The organism is Glaesserella sp. (genome assembly GCF_041814905.1).
Lineage (GTDB): Bacteria > Pseudomonadota > Gammaproteobacteria > Enterobacterales > Pasteurellaceae > Glaesserella.
On sequence record NZ_JBGXYA010000002.1, the window covers coordinates 74443 to 90455 of the forward strand.

14 protein-coding genes are annotated in these 16013 nt (G+C 42.6%); 1 reads left to right on the forward strand and 13 read right to left on the reverse strand.

What is annotated here, in order from left to right:
- Window positions 1-43 precede the first annotated feature (43 nt).
- The 4 genes from ACEYJ7_RS00460 to ACEYJ7_RS00475 all read right to left on the reverse strand — a co-directional run bounded on the left by ACEYJ7_RS00460 (window position 44) and on the right by ACEYJ7_RS00475 (window position 2846).
- Window positions 44-496 (reverse strand): pyridoxamine 5'-phosphate oxidase family protein, encoded by a 453-nt coding sequence (locus ACEYJ7_RS00460; protein ID WP_373777071.1) that lies wholly within the window; start codon window positions 494-496, stop codon window positions 44-46.
- A 155-nt stretch (window positions 497-651) separates the two neighbouring features.
- On the reverse strand, window positions 652-1578 hold the full coding sequence (locus tag ACEYJ7_RS00465) for a LysR family transcriptional regulator (RefSeq protein ID WP_373777072.1): 927 nt from the start codon (window positions 1576-1578) through the stop codon (window positions 652-654).
- Window positions 1579-1782: 204 nt separating this feature from the next.
- Window positions 1783-2115 carry a branched-chain amino acid transporter permease gene (locus tag ACEYJ7_RS00470; RefSeq protein WP_373777073.1) on the reverse strand — a complete coding sequence of 111 codons (333 nt, stop codon included), beginning with the start codon at window positions 2113-2115 and terminating at the stop codon, window positions 1783-1785.
- Window positions 2112-2846 carry an AzlC family ABC transporter permease gene (locus ACEYJ7_RS00475; protein ID WP_373777074.1) on the reverse strand — a complete coding sequence of 245 codons (735 nt, stop codon included), beginning with the start codon at window positions 2844-2846 and terminating at the stop codon, window positions 2112-2114. Before ACEYJ7_RS00475 ends, ACEYJ7_RS00470 begins: the two co-directional genes overlap by 4 nt.
- Before the next feature lie 204 nt (window positions 2847-3050).
- Here ACEYJ7_RS00475 and metE point away from each other — a divergent pair, with 204 nt between their 5' ends.
- Entirely contained in the window at window positions 3051-5321 is a 2271-nt protein-coding gene (gene metE / locus ACEYJ7_RS00480) for a 5-methyltetrahydropteroyltriglutamate--homocysteine S-methyltransferase (RefSeq protein ID WP_373777075.1), read from the forward strand.
- A gap of 87 nt (window positions 5322-5408) precedes the next feature.
- Here metE and ACEYJ7_RS00485 read toward each other — a convergent pair whose 3' ends face one another.
- From ACEYJ7_RS00485 to ACEYJ7_RS00525, 9 genes are all read right to left on the reverse strand, one after another.
- On the reverse strand, window positions 5409-6863 hold the full coding sequence (locus ACEYJ7_RS00485) for an alkaline phosphatase (protein ID WP_373777076.1): 1455 nt from the start codon (window positions 6861-6863) through the stop codon (window positions 5409-5411).
- 326 nt (window positions 6864-7189) lie between these two features.
- A complete protein-coding gene (locus ACEYJ7_RS00490; protein ID WP_373777077.1) occupies window positions 7190-8275 on the reverse strand; it encodes an N-acetylmuramoyl-L-alanine amidase in 1086 nt (361 codons plus the stop codon).
- Between the two features lie 10 nt (window positions 8276-8285).
- Window positions 8286-8786: a tRNA (adenosine(37)-N6)-threonylcarbamoyltransferase complex ATPase subunit type 1 TsaE gene (gene tsaE / locus ACEYJ7_RS00495; RefSeq protein WP_373777078.1), complete on the reverse strand. Its 501-nt coding sequence runs from the start codon at window positions 8784-8786 to the stop codon at window positions 8286-8288.
- A 14-nt stretch (window positions 8787-8800) separates the two neighbouring features.
- The gene (orn, locus tag ACEYJ7_RS00500; RefSeq protein ID WP_373777079.1) at window positions 8801-9355 is read right to left on the reverse strand and encodes an oligoribonuclease; all 555 of its coding nucleotides are present in this window, start codon (window positions 9353-9355) and stop codon (window positions 8801-8803) included.
- A 27-nt stretch (window positions 9356-9382) separates the two neighbouring features.
- Window positions 9383-9862: a pantetheine-phosphate adenylyltransferase gene (gene coaD / locus ACEYJ7_RS00505; protein WP_373777080.1), complete on the reverse strand. Its 480-nt coding sequence runs from the start codon at window positions 9860-9862 to the stop codon at window positions 9383-9385.
- Window position 9863: 1 nt separating this feature from the next.
- Complete coding sequence (gene waaA / locus ACEYJ7_RS00510; RefSeq protein WP_373777081.1) at window positions 9864-11144, reverse strand: lipid IV(A) 3-deoxy-D-manno-octulosonic acid transferase; 1281 nt, start codon at window positions 11142-11144, stop codon at window positions 9864-9866.
- A 21-nt stretch (window positions 11145-11165) separates the two neighbouring features.
- Window positions 11166-14642, reverse strand: a complete 3477-nt coding sequence (dnaE, locus tag ACEYJ7_RS00515) for a DNA polymerase III subunit alpha (RefSeq protein WP_373777082.1) — start codon at window positions 14640-14642, stop codon at window positions 11166-11168.
- Between the two features lie 11 nt (window positions 14643-14653).
- The gene (gene lptG / locus ACEYJ7_RS00520; protein ID WP_373777083.1) at window positions 14654-15724 is read right to left on the reverse strand and encodes an LPS export ABC transporter permease LptG; all 1071 of its coding nucleotides are present in this window, start codon (window positions 15722-15724) and stop codon (window positions 14654-14656) included.
- Between the two features lies 1 nt (window position 15725).
- Window positions 15726-16013: LptF/LptG family permease (locus ACEYJ7_RS00525; protein ID WP_373777084.1), on the reverse strand; the 288-nt coding region annotated here is incomplete at its 5' end.

Consider the following 16013-nt stretch of genomic DNA (forward strand, 5'->3'; position numbering starts at 1 on the left):
GGGGTAAAGTTTAACCTTACCCCATTATTATTTGATAATACACTTAGATTACGCGTTCAAATTCACTTTTTTCAGTTTCGCCTAGTCGCCACTCTACCGTACCGAACATACCTAGAGAGTGATCAATCATTCGTACATACTCCAGGGAAATTTCCCAAACAGAAAGTTGATCAATAAGTTCGTGTTGGTATGTTTGCTTATAAAGATCTTTAGCTAGCTGTTTTTGCTTGCCTTCCAGAATACGAGCTTGGCCGGTAAATTGAATCCCTTGTAAAGAAGGATTAAAACGTGTTGGTGTGAAAATAGTACCGGCAACATTCGGATTCTTAGACATAACTTTAGCATGATAAGTTTGGTCGCTTGTGACATAGATTAATCGATGGTTTTCTTCATCAAACACATAATAGAACACGTTTGCCCATGGATGTGCATTTTCGGTGCAACAAACAGTACATAAATATTTTTTGTGAATATAAGACGTAATTCGTTTTTGCATTCTATTTTCCTTCTTGTCTAATTAAACTGTTTAAGGATAATCTTGAGAAAGATTTAAAGACGAATAAAATATATTCTTAACTTAACAAAGATATAATAAATTATTTACAATAATATCTATTTTGTAAAGTTATAAATGTATTTTTAATCCTATTTTTATTCGAGTACGAAGAGACCCGGTAGAGTGGCAAAGCTCTCGGATTTTACGGTGTTATGAAAATCTTCAAGATATGCAGAGTTCAAATCTGTAGCGCGTATAGCGCCGTAGAGCTTGCTATATAAGCCTTTAGACGTGATTTTTCTAGCAACCACATAGCCTCTTTCTAGGTAAGGTTTAACCGCCCAATAAGGGAGTGCGGCGACACCACGCTTACTTGCGACGAGTTGTATGATCGCAATCGTCAATTCACTCGTCCGACGTGTCGGATTAATGCCTGCCGGAAGTAAAACTTTACGCAAAAGATCTAACATATCGTCCGGAACAGGATAATGAATCAGTGTTTCGTCACGGAAATCTTCTGCTTCCCAAATTTCTTTCGTTGCTAAAGGGTGATCTTTAGAGCAAATCGCCACCATTTCGTACGAAAACAACGGTTGATAAATAATTCCTGAAGTTTCCTCCATTTCTGACACGACAGCCCAATCGGCACGGTGTGTTAGAAGCAATCCGACAGGATCAGTATGGAAACCGGACACAATGTCCAATTCAATCAATCCCCAACCTTGACGGAAGCTGTCCATTGCCGGCATCAGCCAATCAAAGCAAGTATGACATTCCACGGCAATGCGCAATTCTCCGACTTCGCCTTGTTTCACTCGAGCCAAATCCAATTCGGCTTCCATCACTTTTGGCAGGATATCGTAGGCTAGCTGTACTAATCGTTCGCCTGCCGCAGTAAAGTGAATAGGTTGAGTTTTACGCTCAAATAAGGTTAATTCGTATTGATCTTCAAGTAATTTGATTTGATGTGACAATGCCGATTGAGTTAAATGTACTCGTTTGGCGGCAAGAGAAACACTACCGCTTTCTTTTAAAGCCAATAGGGTTTTAAGGTGACGAAGTTCAAGAAAGATTGGTTTCATTATTAAAGCAATTCATTTAAACGTAAGAAAAAATGAATATAATCATAATCCTTTTTTTATTTAACGCTAGAATTAATTGTTTTTGTCGGGCTGTTTGAAACATTTTAGGGATACAAGCGGTCTGATTTGAGCAATAATTTGCAAAAATGATGTTTAAAGACAACCTTGCCCAAGGTAGGAAATTTCAGCCGCCACCGACGGTGTTTATACAAAAATCACTTGTACTAAATACATATAAAGTCCTGTACCGACTGCCATTGAAAGAAACATATTTTTCTTCCAAAAATGTAGAAGTAGCACCACCGCACCTGCAATAAAATCAGCGAGATAACGATGATTTTCAGCAGAAAAATGAATATTTTTATAACAATAGATTACCAACATACCAAACATTGCCGCAGGCAAGACTTTACCTAGATAGCGGATATATTCCGGAATCGGGCGATTGGCAGGGAAAACCCAAAACGGTAATAAACGCGAAAGCTGTACCGCCGCTACTGCCATTGCGATGGTAATAATATGTTCGGTAACGGTCATGATTCGGTACTCCCTAATTTAGAGGCAAGTTTTGGACGACGAATGGTTAGGATAATCCAAATTCCGATTAATGTTGGAATTAAAAAATTTTCTTTACCGACTAAAACCAAGCAAATAAGCGTGAAACTCAAACCGAGTAATGAGCTTTCATGATTACTTTCTTTCATCCAGTTTTCTGCAAAAATAATTAAGAAGAGTGCGGTCATTGCAAACTCTACGCCGGCTAAATCAAACGGAACGAGTGTACCGAATGTATTGCCTAAACCTGCCCCTACAACCCAATAAATTTGTAGATAAAGAGTGACAAAAAACATAAACCAGCCTTTGTCGATATGTTTTTCCACTTTTGCCATATAATTCAAAGAAAAACTTTCATCGACCAAAGCACTGATCATGTACCAACGTTTTTTACCAAGGTAAGCGCCGTATTTTTCCAGCATTGAAATACCATAAAAAATCTGGCGACCGCTAACGACAAGGGTAAGCAGGAAAATGCTTAACGGGGCGAATGGTCCAACCAATGCTGCGGCGACAATGAACTCTACGGAGCCTGCATAAATCAATGCTGCCATTAACACGGGATAAAGCAAACCGAAGCCGAGAGCTTTCATATAAATCCCATAAGCAAAACCAAGGAAAAGAAAGCCGATAATCATTGGAGCAGAGTAAGGAAGTGCCGCTCGGGCTGCAATCCGAATAGGATTAACGATATGTGTGTTTTCTTCCTGCATAATAATTTTTATGAATAAAATAATTGCTAATTGTACACAAAAAGTGGATTTAAATCACTCTGTATAAATTTATATTAAAATTTTTCATATTAATCTTGAAAATTATGAAGTTGCATAATGTTTCTATTTTATAGATGATGTTCTTAGACATTTAGACGGCTAAACGTCTAAATACGGTTTTACAAAATATCACAGGAGAACATCATGACAACATTCCACATCTTAGGCTTTCCACGCGTTGGAGCGAAACGTGAATTAAAATTTGCACAAGAACGTTACTGGCGTGGTGAAATTGCAGAACAAGATTTATTAGATTTAGCCAAAGCCTTGCGTGAAAAAAATTGGCAGCACCAAGCAGAAGCCAATGCTGATTTCGTGGCGGTAGGCGATTTTACTTTTTACGATCATATTTTAGATCTGCAAGTGGCAACGGGGGCAATTCCTGCTCGTTTTGGTTTTGACAGCCAAAATTTAACGCTTTCTCAATACTTCCAACTCGCTCGTGGTAACAAAGATCAATTTGCCATTGAGATGACCAAATGGTTCGATACCAACTACCACTATCTTGTGCCTGAGTTCCACAAAAACACCGAATTTAAAGCCAACCCAGCTCACTACGTCAATCAAATCCGTGAAGCGAAAGCCTTAGGCTTGAATGTCAAACCAGTGATTGTCGGGCCATTAACTTTCCTTTGGTTAGGCAAAGAGAAAGGCGAAGCCTTCAATCGTTTTGAGTTATTAAACAAACTTGTGCCTGTTTACCGTGAAATTTTAACCGCACTTGCAACAGAAGGTGTGGAATGGATCCAAATTGACGAGCCTGCTTTAGCCTTAGATTTACCGGCGGAGTGGCTGGCAGCTTATCAAGCGGTCTATGCGGAATTAAGTCAAGTGAATGCGAAATTGTTATTAGCCACCTATTTCGGTTCGGTGGCAGAACACGCAGAGTTGCTCAAAGGCTTAGCGGTTGATGGGTTGCACTTAGATTTAATCCGTTCGCCTGAACAGCTTGCCGCCTTTGAAGATTACAGCAAAGTGCTGTCTGCCGGGGTGATTGACGGGCGTAACATTTGGCGCGCGAACTTAAATCAGGCGTTAGATCTGCTTGAGCCGTTAAAGGCGAAGCTCGGCGAGCGTTTATGGATTGCCCCAAGCTGTTCATTGTTGCATACGCCCTATGATTTAGCGGTGGAAACGCAACTACAAGCGAATAAACCTGAACTTTATCAATGGCTTGCCTTTACGCTACAAAAAATCGAAGAATTGTCGGTGATTAAGACCGCACTTGAGCAAGGTCGTGCAGCGGTACAAGCACAATTAGACGCAAGCCAAGCGGCGGCTGATGCCCGTGCCACATCAAAAGAGATCCACCGTGCAGAAGTGGCGGCACGTTTAGCCAACTTACCTGAAGGGGCGGATCGCCGTACATCGCCATTTGCAGAACGTATTGCGAAGCAAAATGCGTGGCTAAACTTACCGCTGTTACCAACGACAAATATCGGTTCATTCCCACAAACCAGCGAAATCCGCCACGCACGTGCGAGCTTTAAGAAAGGCGATTTAAGCCTTGCGGATTACGAAGCGGCGATGAAAAAAGAGATTGAATATGTCGTTCGCCGCCAAGAAGAGTTAGACTTAGATGTGCTGGTTCACGGTGAAGCGGAGCGTAACGATATGGTGGAATACTTCGGCGAATTGCTTGACGGCTTTGCCTTTACCAAATTCGGCTGGGTGCAAAGTTACGGCTCACGTTGTGTCAAACCGCCTGTGATTTATGGTGATGTAGCTCGCCCTGAACCGATGACGGTGCGTTGGTCGCAATATGCTCAAAGCCTCACCAACAAAGTGATGAAAGGAATGCTGACAGGACCTGTGACGATTTTACAATGGTCGTTCGTGCGTAACGATATTCCACGCTCAACGGTCTGCAAACAGATCGGCGTGGCATTGTCGGACGAAGTGTTGGATTTAGAAGCGGCAGGGATTAAAGTGATCCAAATTGATGAACCGGCAATCCGTGAAGGCTTACCACTCAAGCGGTCAGATTGGGACGATTATTTGCAATGGGCGGGCGAAGCCTTCCGTTTAAGCTATATGGGCGTGCAAGATGACACCCAAATCCATACCCATATGTGTTATTCCGAGTTCAACGACATTTTACCTGCGATTGCCGGCTTAGATGCGGACGTGATTACCATTGAAACCTCACGCTCCGATATGGAATTACTCACTGCCTTTGCCGACTTCAAATACCCAAACGACATCGGACCGGGCGTGTACGATATTCACAGCCCACGCGTACCCAAAGCGGAAGAGATCGAACACCTGTTGCGTAAAGCCTTGAAAGTCGTGCCGAAAGAACGTTTATGGGTCAACCCGGATTGCGGCTTGAAAACTCGTGGCTGGAAAGAAACCATCGAACAGTTGCAAGTGATGGTAGAAGTGACCAAGAAGCTAAGAGCTGAGTTAGTCTAAAACATCATTCAACAATCTTCATTGAGCTAAAAGGCTGAAACAACGTTGTTTCAGCCTATTTTTATATAAACGAGATGAGTTCAACGGCTATTTTTTATCTTCTTTAAACCCAAAGGCATTCATCGCTGCGCGGAATACATCAGTATTATCTACATAACGTTGGCTTGCCGGTTCAACATTGTAGTAACGACCAATATTAGCCTCTTCTTTGGCGACAGATAAGAAATAGTCTGCTCCGTTACCTTTGGCAAATAGCGGGACTAATTCACGGGTATGGTTATCAAAATGCCAACGCACTAACGGCAATGCTCCGGCACCTTGGTTAACGATTTCAGAGTAGAAATTACTGTTAGAATCAGGACCTAATAATAATCCGTTACCGTGATCGGTTGTCACAATCACTAAGGTGTCATTCCACGAACTATTTTTATTTACCCAATCCACAACGGCTTCAACGGTGAGGTTAAAATCGATCTGTTCCTCAATTAAGCGCGGTAAATTGTTTGCATGAGCAGCCCAGTCAACAGCACCACCTTCAACCATTAAGAAGAAACCGTTCGGGTTTTGGCTGAGAATATTCAATGCACCTTGTGCCATGGTTGCAAGGGCAGGTTGATTTTCCAATAAATTACCGCTTGTTACACCCGCACGATTAAACTGCAATGTCGCGTTATTTTGAGCAGTTCCAAGGAGCTTACTTTTACCTTTAAGGTTTAATTTACCTTCAGCAAGAGCGATGAAATCTTCTTTTTCATCAATAAGCATATAATCTGTTTCACCGGCAGATAATTTATCCCAAATTTCAGGTCCGCCTACATAACGAAACGCTTTATCATCTTCCGGCTTAATTCGTTTGCCGTTTTTATCGTAATAAGGATGTCCCGCTCCCATAATTACCGATGCCCGACCGGATTCAACCGCTTCTTTGGCAATTTCCGCATAATTATTTCGTTCTATATTGTGTGACAGGAATCCTGCCGGTGTTGCATGGCTCCATTGGACGGAAGTAACAACACCCAGCGCTTTGCCATTTTCTACCACATATTCGCCGATATTTTTTAACGGAGTATTGTTATTTGACCAGTTGACAGCACTATTGTAGGTTTTCTGTCCGCTGGCTAATGCGGTTGCAGCAGCCGCACTGTCAGTAAAATCGGTCCGAGCATAATCATAGCCATCAAAATAACCGGAATAGCTGGTTAGATTGCTTTTAAAAGAAGCATCGGATTTGCCATCGTTCCACAGTTTGGATGCATCAAAAACGACGGAGCCTTCTAAGGTGTTGGTTGGTGTTTTAGACGTGTTTAGTGGATAAGTAGAAGCGAATACTTTAACATCAAAACTGTCATAAACCTCTTTTCCTAAGGCTCCATGACGGAAATAGCTTGCCGCTTTCCATGTATTTGGACTTGCTCCGTCACTGATTAATAAAATGACATTTTTGGTTTTTCCTGCATTAGCCGTATCATCGGAGGCAATAGCGTTTTGACCAACGGCTACTCCCACTAAAATTGCTAATGTTACTTTCATCATTTTTTTCATTGCAAATACCTCGATTGTTGTGAGAAAAATCAGGATGTTTGTCAAAGACAACATCAAAAATTAGGCAGTAAATGAATATGAAAGTCTTGCCTTTGTGTGGCAATGGCAGGCGATAAGACAAATATTATAATGCGCTGACTTATTGCACTGTCCAGTTAAGTAATGACCAAAATAATAGGTATGAATTTATTATGTTAGGAATGCGCGTAATATATCTTAAATAACAAGATGCTGTATAGCTTGTTTTACCAGTCTGAATTTATTTTCAGGGATTTACAAGCGGTCATTTTTGACACATTTTTTGCAAATCCCTTAAACTATAAGTGTTATTTCAACTTCAGTTTTTTACCTACGACAATTTTATTGTTCTTAATATTGTTCAGCTTGCTCAATTTTTCAGGCGTGGTGTTATACATTTTGGCAATTGAATAGAGCGTTTCATCTTTTTGAACTACATGATAAGTCGCATTACTATTCACTTTTTTCGTGGTTGATTTGGTTGCAGAGCCTTTACTTTCCACCACAGCAGCTTTTTTATTTTTCTCTGCCTGTGTCGCTTTTTCCTTGTTGTTTTTACTCTCTTTTTTATTGTTTGCGGTTTTATTTTCTTTGGTTGTTGACGTTGCCGTCTTCGGTAAAGCATATCCCGGATTTTTACTGCGATAGGCGACCAACCCGTTATAAATTGCGCGGGCAACTTGGCGACGATAAGCCTTCGTGGATAATTTCTTTTCTTCAACCGCATTCGATAAAAAACCGGTTTCGACTAAAATGGATGGAATATCCGGTGAACGCAGTACACTCAAGCTGGCGTGCTGCGGAGAGCTTTTGACCAATTGGGTGATATTGCTCATTTTACCTAATACAGTTTTACCTAACTCGTAACCGGTACGTTGGGAATGCGAAAATTGCAGGTCTAATACCGTTTGGTTGAGGTAACGTTCGTTATTATTTGACAGCACCGAGCCGGCTCCGCCTAATAATTCGGATTGTTTTTCATGATCTTCCAACCATTTACCGAGTTCATCGTTTGCTCGGCGATTGGACAGCACCCAAACGGAAGCTCCCCTTAAATCTTTAGAACTTGGCGAAGAGTCGGCATGAATCGAAATCAAAAAATTCGCTTTATTTTTACGGGCAATCTCAGTTCGTTGCGGTAATTGAATAAAATAATCACCGTTGCGTGTCATCACGGCTTTGAAATTTGGATCTTTATCCAATAACGCTTTTAATTCACGGGCGATTGAAAGCGTCACTTCTTTTTCTTTTAGCCCTAAAGTTTTGCCGATCGCACCGGGGTCTTTACCGCCATGCCCAGCATCAATCGCGACTATAATTTTGGATTGTGCGCTAAAACTGAGGAGTGCACTGATAAAGCCGATACTAAGGATATTTAATAACTTCTTATACATAAATTTTATCTCAAGCGGTCTGTTTTTCTAAAAATTTTGCAAAAATATGCTGCCCGATATTGTTTTGTGGTTGTAATGTCACTTTTCTGCCTTCACTCTGATAATCAATTTGAATCACTAAATCTGCCGGCGGAATCATGCCTTCACCGCGACTAGCCCATTCAAATAAACAGATCGTTTGCGGACCAAAATAATCGCGAATTCCCATAAATTCCAGTTCTTCCGGATCGGCTAAACGATACAAATCAAAATGATAGAGCGAGTAGCGAGAGAGTTGATACTCTTCAACCAACGTGTAAGTCGGACTTTTTACGTTGCCGTTATGCCCAAATCTTTGCACGATACTGCGTGTTAGTGTCGTTTTGCCCGCACCAAGTTCACCGTTTAAATAAATAACTAATGAAGCAGTGGGGGACGCGGCTAAATAGGCTTGTAATTCATCGGCTAAATATGCACCGAATTGTAGCATTTGCGCTTCATTTTCAACGTAAAATGGCTGTGTTTTTGTCATGGTTTGGATTAAATTTATTCATCTAATTTAATAAAGTGGTGGCGGTAGAATTTCAATTCTTCAATCGATTCGCGAATGTCGTCCAATGCGAGGTGCGAATTTTTTTTAGTCAATTGCTTTAATATTTCCGGCTTCCAGCGTGTGGCAAGTTCTTTTAATGTGCTGACATCTAAATGGCGATAATGGAAATAGTCTGCTAATTCCGGCATATATTGATATAAAAATCGTTTATCTTGCGCCACACTGTTACCACAAATCGGTGAAGCGCCTTTGGGCACCCACTGTTTTAAAAAATCAATTGTTTGCAATTCCGCCGCACGTTCCGACAATTTACTCTGCTTAACTCGTTCGACCAACCCGTTTGCCGTATGGGTTTTTACACACCAATCGCTCATTTTATTCAGTAATTCGTCAGATTGATGAACTGCTAACACCGGACCTTCGGCAAGAATATTTAAATCTTTGTCCGTCACGATAGTCGCAATTTCAATAATGCGTTCTTTTTCCGGATCCAAACCGGTCATTTCTAAATCGATCCAAATTAAATTCTGTTTGTTGAGTGGTGACATAGTATTCCTTTTTTGCAAAAAAAGTGCTTAATCTAACCGCTTGTGAAGAGCAGCATAAACGGCCGCCGGCACAAAAGGTTTCACATCGCCTTGGTGACGGTAGATTTCCCGTATCATTGTCGATGAAAGATAACGCCATTGTACTGACGGCGGGAAAAAAATGGTTTCCAGCCCGTGAGCCAATTGATCATTCAGTTGTGCCAATTGGATTTCATAGTCAATATCATCCGCTCCTCGAATTCCACGGATTAAACTCACCGCATTATACTGTTTGGCAAGATCTGCCAATAAACCACTGAAACCGACAATTTGTACATTCTTTAAATAATTGCAGCTTTGTTCAACCAACGTGACGCGCTGTTCAAGATCAAAAAGCGGCTGTTTAGTGGGGTTTTTCGCCACTGCAATTACTACGTTATCAAAGAGTTTTGCAACTCTTTCTATGATATCTAAATGTCCATTAGTAATTGGGTCAAAAGTACCCGGATAGATAACCGTATGCTTCATTTTATCTCTCTAAATAAGGCGCGAGTAGCGCAAGATGGCGCTTTAATGCGCCTTGGTTTTCTTTTAATACGCCAAAACCGGCTTGGCTGATTTTTTTACCGGATTCCGGGTGAGCGAGGAAATAATTTACTGCCTCTACCACAGCCTCAATACTGCTTCCTATTTCGACTACGCCGTTTACACTACGTAATTTTGCAAAAATTTCAGGAAAATTAAAGGTATGGATACCTGAAATGACCGGAAGTTCAAATGCTATCGGTTCTAATGGATTATGTCCGCCGTGTTTGACCAAACTTCCTCCGACGAAAGCGATTTTAGCTAATCCGTAAAGAATCATCATTTCCCCCATGGTATTGCCCAGTAAAACCTGAGTATCTGCGGTAACAGGCTGATTATCCGATCGTTTTACATAAGGAATTTGCATTTTCTGCAACAAGGTTTCAACACTATCAAATCTTTCCGGATGGCGAGGTACCACGATGAGTAATAAATTCGGATAACAGGTAAGTAGTTGTTGGTGTGCTTCCAATATAATTTTTTCTTCCCCTTCATGGGTACTACCTGCAATCCATACTGGACGTTCTCCTAAATTGAGTATGTTAGCGGCTTTTGCCACTTGCTCTCGCAATTCATCGTTAATTTCTAAATCGAATTTAAGGTTTCCGGTATTGATTAAACGGTTTGGATCAAAACCTAACTGAATATAGCGTCCTGCACTGACTTCGTCTTGTGCCAAAATTAGCTTAATTTCATTGAACATATTTTTGAGATGCGCTTTAATCCAACCGTAACGACGAGCAGAACGAGGGGATAGGCGGGCGTTGGCAATCACGAACGGAATATTGTTTTTGTCCATTTGCTTAATTAAATTCGGCCATAATTCGGTTTCTATGACAATAAAGAGTTTTGGTTTGACAAAATGCAGAAAGCGTTTAATTGCATCTGGTAAGTCATAGGGGAGATAGAAATGTGAGACGCTACTACCGAACGCCGCTTCTACTCGAGCGGAACCTGTCGGAGTTACTGTAGTTACGGTAATCGGCAACTGTGGATATTTTTTCTGAATTGCCTTAATTAACGGTGTTGCGGCAATGACTTCTCCAACGGAAGCCGCATGAATAATAATACCGTTTGCTTTCGGTTTGGCGATATTGCCGTAAAAACCATAACGCTCCCATAATCTTTTGCGATATTCGGGGAGTTTTAAACTACGCTTCCACATCATCAGTAAAATAAGTGGCTGAATAAGGTAGCTGAGCAAGGTATAAAATCGACGTAGCATTATGCTTTTCCTATCGGGCGGTTATTCAAATTCCAATTCTACTGCATTTTCGCCTAAAAAATCTTTAAGCTTATTCAGCATCTCTTCTTTGGGAGTAATCCGCCATTCAACGCCACCTTTCAGCAGCACTCTTCCTTCCGGGCTTTGGTAATAAAAATGTAGCGGTAGCGTGCCTTCGTTATAAGGTTCAATAATTGCAGTGAGCTGTTTAATAAATTGTGCGTTTATTTGATCTTGGTTTATCGCTAATGCTAAGCTTTTGGCGTAACGGCTACGGGCATCGTCGAGGGTAATTAATTCTCGAGCCGACATTTTTAATCCGCCACTAAAATCATCAAACTGGACTGAACCGGTCGCAATAATGATTTGATCTTGTTGCAATCGATCTCCATAAGTTTCCAACGCCTCGGAAAACAGTGTGATATCCAGTTTACCTGCGCGATCTTCAATGGTTGCAATACCGATTCGACTACCGCGTTTAGTTACTGCTATACGTGATGCCATGACTAAACCGGCAACGGTTGTAGTTTGTCCTCGACGGGTTGCTTGTAGCTCATTTAATCTCGTCGGAGCATAGTGAGATAGCTCTTTTAAAAATCTGCCGACAGGATGACCGCTCAGATATAAACCCAATGTGGATTTTTCCCCCTCGAGAATAGTTTGTTCCGTCCATTTCGGCGTGTTGGCATAAGCATTCTGCACTTCTTCAGGGGTTTCGGTCAAAACACCGAACATATCGCTTTGCCCCAAGGCTTCCATTTTGCTGTGTTGATCGGACGCTTTCAGGGCATCTTCTAAATTCTTCATTAAGGCGGCACGGTGCGGCCCGAGTTTATCGAAAGCTCCCGCCATAATTAAGCCTTCAAACGTACGACGGTTGACCTTTTTCAAATCAACACGGGCGGTCAGATCAAACAGGTCTTTGAAAATCCCGTCTTTGTTGCGAGCCTCCAAAATTGCATCTATCGGGCCTTCGCCTACGCCTTTAATCGCTCCTAAACCATAGACAATTTCACCTTTTTCATTGACGCTAAAACGGTGTTTACCACTGTTAATGTCGGGCGGAACGACGGTTAAGCCCATATTGATACATTCATCGTAGAAGCCGACAATTTTATCGGTATTGTCCATCTCGGAGGTCATTACCGCCGCCATGAATTCCGCAGGATAGTGGGTTTTGAGCCACAAGGTTTGGTAAGAGACCAACGCATAAGCCGCCGAGTGCGATTTATTAAATCCATAGCCTGCGAATTTCTCTACAAGGTCGAAGATCTTCATCGCTAATTCGCCGTCCACGCCTTTTTCGATCGCGCCTTTCTCAAAAATCGCCCGTTGTGCCGCCATTTCTTCCGGTTTTTTCTTACCCATCGCACGACGGAGTAAATCCGCACCACCCAACGTATAGCCTGCCAATACCTGTGCTATTTGCATAACTTGCTCTTGATAAACAATAATGCCGTAGGTCGGTTCTAAAATAGGTTGTAGCCATTCATGCTGATATTGCGCATCAGGGTATGAAATCGGTTCATTGCCGTGTTTACGATCGATAAAGTTTTGCACCATACCGGCTTCTAACGGGCCGGGACGGAATAATGCTACAAGCGCGATAATATCTTCAAAGTTACTCGGCTGTAGGCGTGAAATCAGATCTTTCATGCCGCGCGATTCCAGCTGGAACACCGCCGTCGTTTTTGCCGCTTTTAATAATTTAAAGGCTTTTTCATCATCAAGAGGAATGCTTTCAATTCGAACAAGCGGTTTACCTTCACGTTCAAGACGTTGGTTAATCATTTCCAGCGCCCATTTGATGATGGTCAGCGTGCGCAAACCTAAGAAGTCAAACTTCACCAAGCCGGCGTATTCCACATCGTTTTTATCGAAATGGGTAACGGGATGCAAACCCTCCGAATCGCAATAGAGCGGGGAAAAATCGGTAATCGCCGTCGGTGCAATCACCACACCGCCGGCATGTTTTCCGGCGTTTCGGGTTACACCTTCGAGCTTACGCGCCATGTCCACCAAAGCTTTAACTTCTTCATCGGCGTCATACAGCTCAGGCAGTTTCGGTTCGGCTTCAAACGCTTTTGCCAAGGTCATGCCCGGATCAGGCGGAATAAGTTTGGAAATACGATCGACAAAGCTGTAAGGGTGTCCGAGTACACGCCCGACATCGCGGATCACCGCTTTTGCCGCCATGGTACCAAAGGTAATGATCTGTGAAACCGCTTGGCGACCGTAAGTTTCCGACACGTGTTCGATGACACGATCCCGACCGTCCATACAGAAATCCACGTCGAAATCGGGCATAGATACCCGTTCAGGATTTAAGAAACGCTCAAAAAGCAAATCGAATTCAAGGGGATCAAGATCGGTGATTTTCAATGCGTAAGCAACCAATGATCCCGCTCCTGAGCCGCGTCCCGGTCCGACAGGAATATCGTTATCTTTCGACCATTGAATAAACTCCATTACGATCAAAAAGTAGCCGGGAAAGCCCATTTGGTTGATCACATCTAATTCAATTTGCAATCTTTCGTCATAAACAGACCGCTTGTCTTTGCGGATTTCGGGATCCGGAAAGAGAAATTCCAAACGTTCTTCAAGCCCTTCCTGTGATTTTTTGATTAAGAAGTCTTCAACGGAAAGATCGCCCGTCGGGAAATTCGGTAAGAAATATTCGCCCAAACGAATGGTCACGTTACAGCGTTGGGCGATTTGTATCGTATTTTCAATCGCTTGTGGAATATCGGCAAACAGATCGCACATTTCCTGCTCACTACGGAAATATTGTTGTGCGGAGTATTTCTTCGGACGTTTCGGGTCGTCTAAAGTAAAACTGTCGTGAATGGCAACACGGATTTCGTGGGCTTCAAAATCGTCCTGTTTTAAGAACATCACATCATTCACGGCAACCAGCGGAATTGCAAATTTTTGCGAAAAAGTGACCGCTTGTTGAATGTAACGTTCTTCGTCCGAGCGCCCGGTTCGGCAAAGGGAAAGATAGTAATGATTCGGATAGTATTGTTGATAAAAGTTCAGTAGTTGTTCCGCTTCAGCGAAATTTTCCTTAAGCAACGCTTTGCCGACATCTCCGTTTCGACCGCCCGAAAGCAGAATGACGCCCTCGTTATGTTCCGCCAACCACGCTTTTTCCACGATAGGGAATTCTACGTAGCCTTTTTGATAAGCCTTTGAAAGTAAAAGAGTAATGTTGTGATAGCCGGTATTGTTTTTGGCTAATAAAGTGAGCTCGTATACCTCGTCACTCTCAGGCTCCGAGCGAACAACGACATCCGCCCCGACAATCGGTTTTACGCCGGATCCCAACGCTTCACCATAGAAACGCACCAAGCCGCAAAAATTGGTGAAGTCGGTTAACGCCATGGCAACCATATTGTTGGCAACACAGGTTTTGACTAACGGCTTCACTTTTGCCAAGCCGTTAATCATGGAGAAATCACTGTGAACTTTTAGGTGAACAAAACGAGGTTGGGACATAGGTTCCTTCATTAATCACGTTTTTTATTCAATAGCCACCAAACCGCACAGAGACAGAGCAGACTTGGCGTTAACGCGCCTATCGGTACAGGTAGCCATGAAACGACAAGGCTTAAATTACCGAAGACGATATTGGCGACATAGAATACGAAGCCGGCGAGGATCCCGATGACGATTTTGGCGCCCATCGTGCTACTGCGCAGCGGTCCGAAAATAAACGAAATGGCGAGTAGCATCATTACCGCCATGGAGATCGGTTGGAAAACTTTGCGCCAAAAGGTGATTTCAAAGCGTTTCGGATCCTGCCCGGTTTCTTTCAAAAAGCCGACATAATCCGCCAAACCGGTGATAGAAAGCGACTCCGGTTTTAATGAAACGATGCCGAGTTTGCTTGGCGTAATACTGGTTTTCCAAACTTGATCGCTTTCTTTTGATTGATGGATACTATCCCCGTTAATCGTTGACTTTTCGACGTTCTGCAAGATCCAACCCTGTGGATTGGAATAAGTTGCTTGGTTTGCTCGAAGTATCGATTTGAGTTCGCGTTTGTCGAATTCATAAATTAATAAACCGTTTAAATGGGTTTCGCTGCTGATTTGACGGATATAAATAAAATCTTTACCGTCTTTCGCCCAAAATCCGCCTTGTGTGGCAAGCATGGAACCACCACTTTGGGCGATTGAGCGCATATTGCGGGCGTATTGTTCCGTTTGCGGTACGCCCCATTCACCGATAAGCATGGTAAAAATCACCAACGGAATCGCCGTTTTCATTACCGCCAAACCAATACGGAAGCGGGAGAACCCGGATGCCTGCATTACAACCAGTTCACTGCGGCTGGCAAGGTTGCCTAAGCCCATTAATGAGCCGAGTAGCGCCGCAATAGGGAAAAAAGTCTCTACATCACGGGGAATGGTTAAGAAAGTATAGTATGCCGCATGTAATCCGTCGTAAGAACCTTGACCGACCGCCCGAAATTCTTCGACGAATTTAATAATTGCTCCTAACCCGACCAACATAAAAAGGGTAAGCATAATGGAGGAAAGAATAGTTTTTCCGATATAACGTTCTAATACATTCATGTCAGTGTGTTACCTTTTTTGCACTGAGACGATAGCGCAATGCAGAAAACCATTTGCTATCCCAACTGTTTAATACAATCCCGAGGATCAAGAACCCAATAGAAACCAGAGGCATCAACAAAGAGGCATCAACCTTACCTGAGCCGCCCGCTGATTTTAATGAACTTTGTAGCAGGAAATAGATTAAATACATCAATAGTGCCGGCAACAGTTTGGCAAAGCGCCCTTGGCGCGGGTTAACGCTGCTCATCGGTACGGCAAGTAACGCCATTAGCGGTGTGGCGAAAAT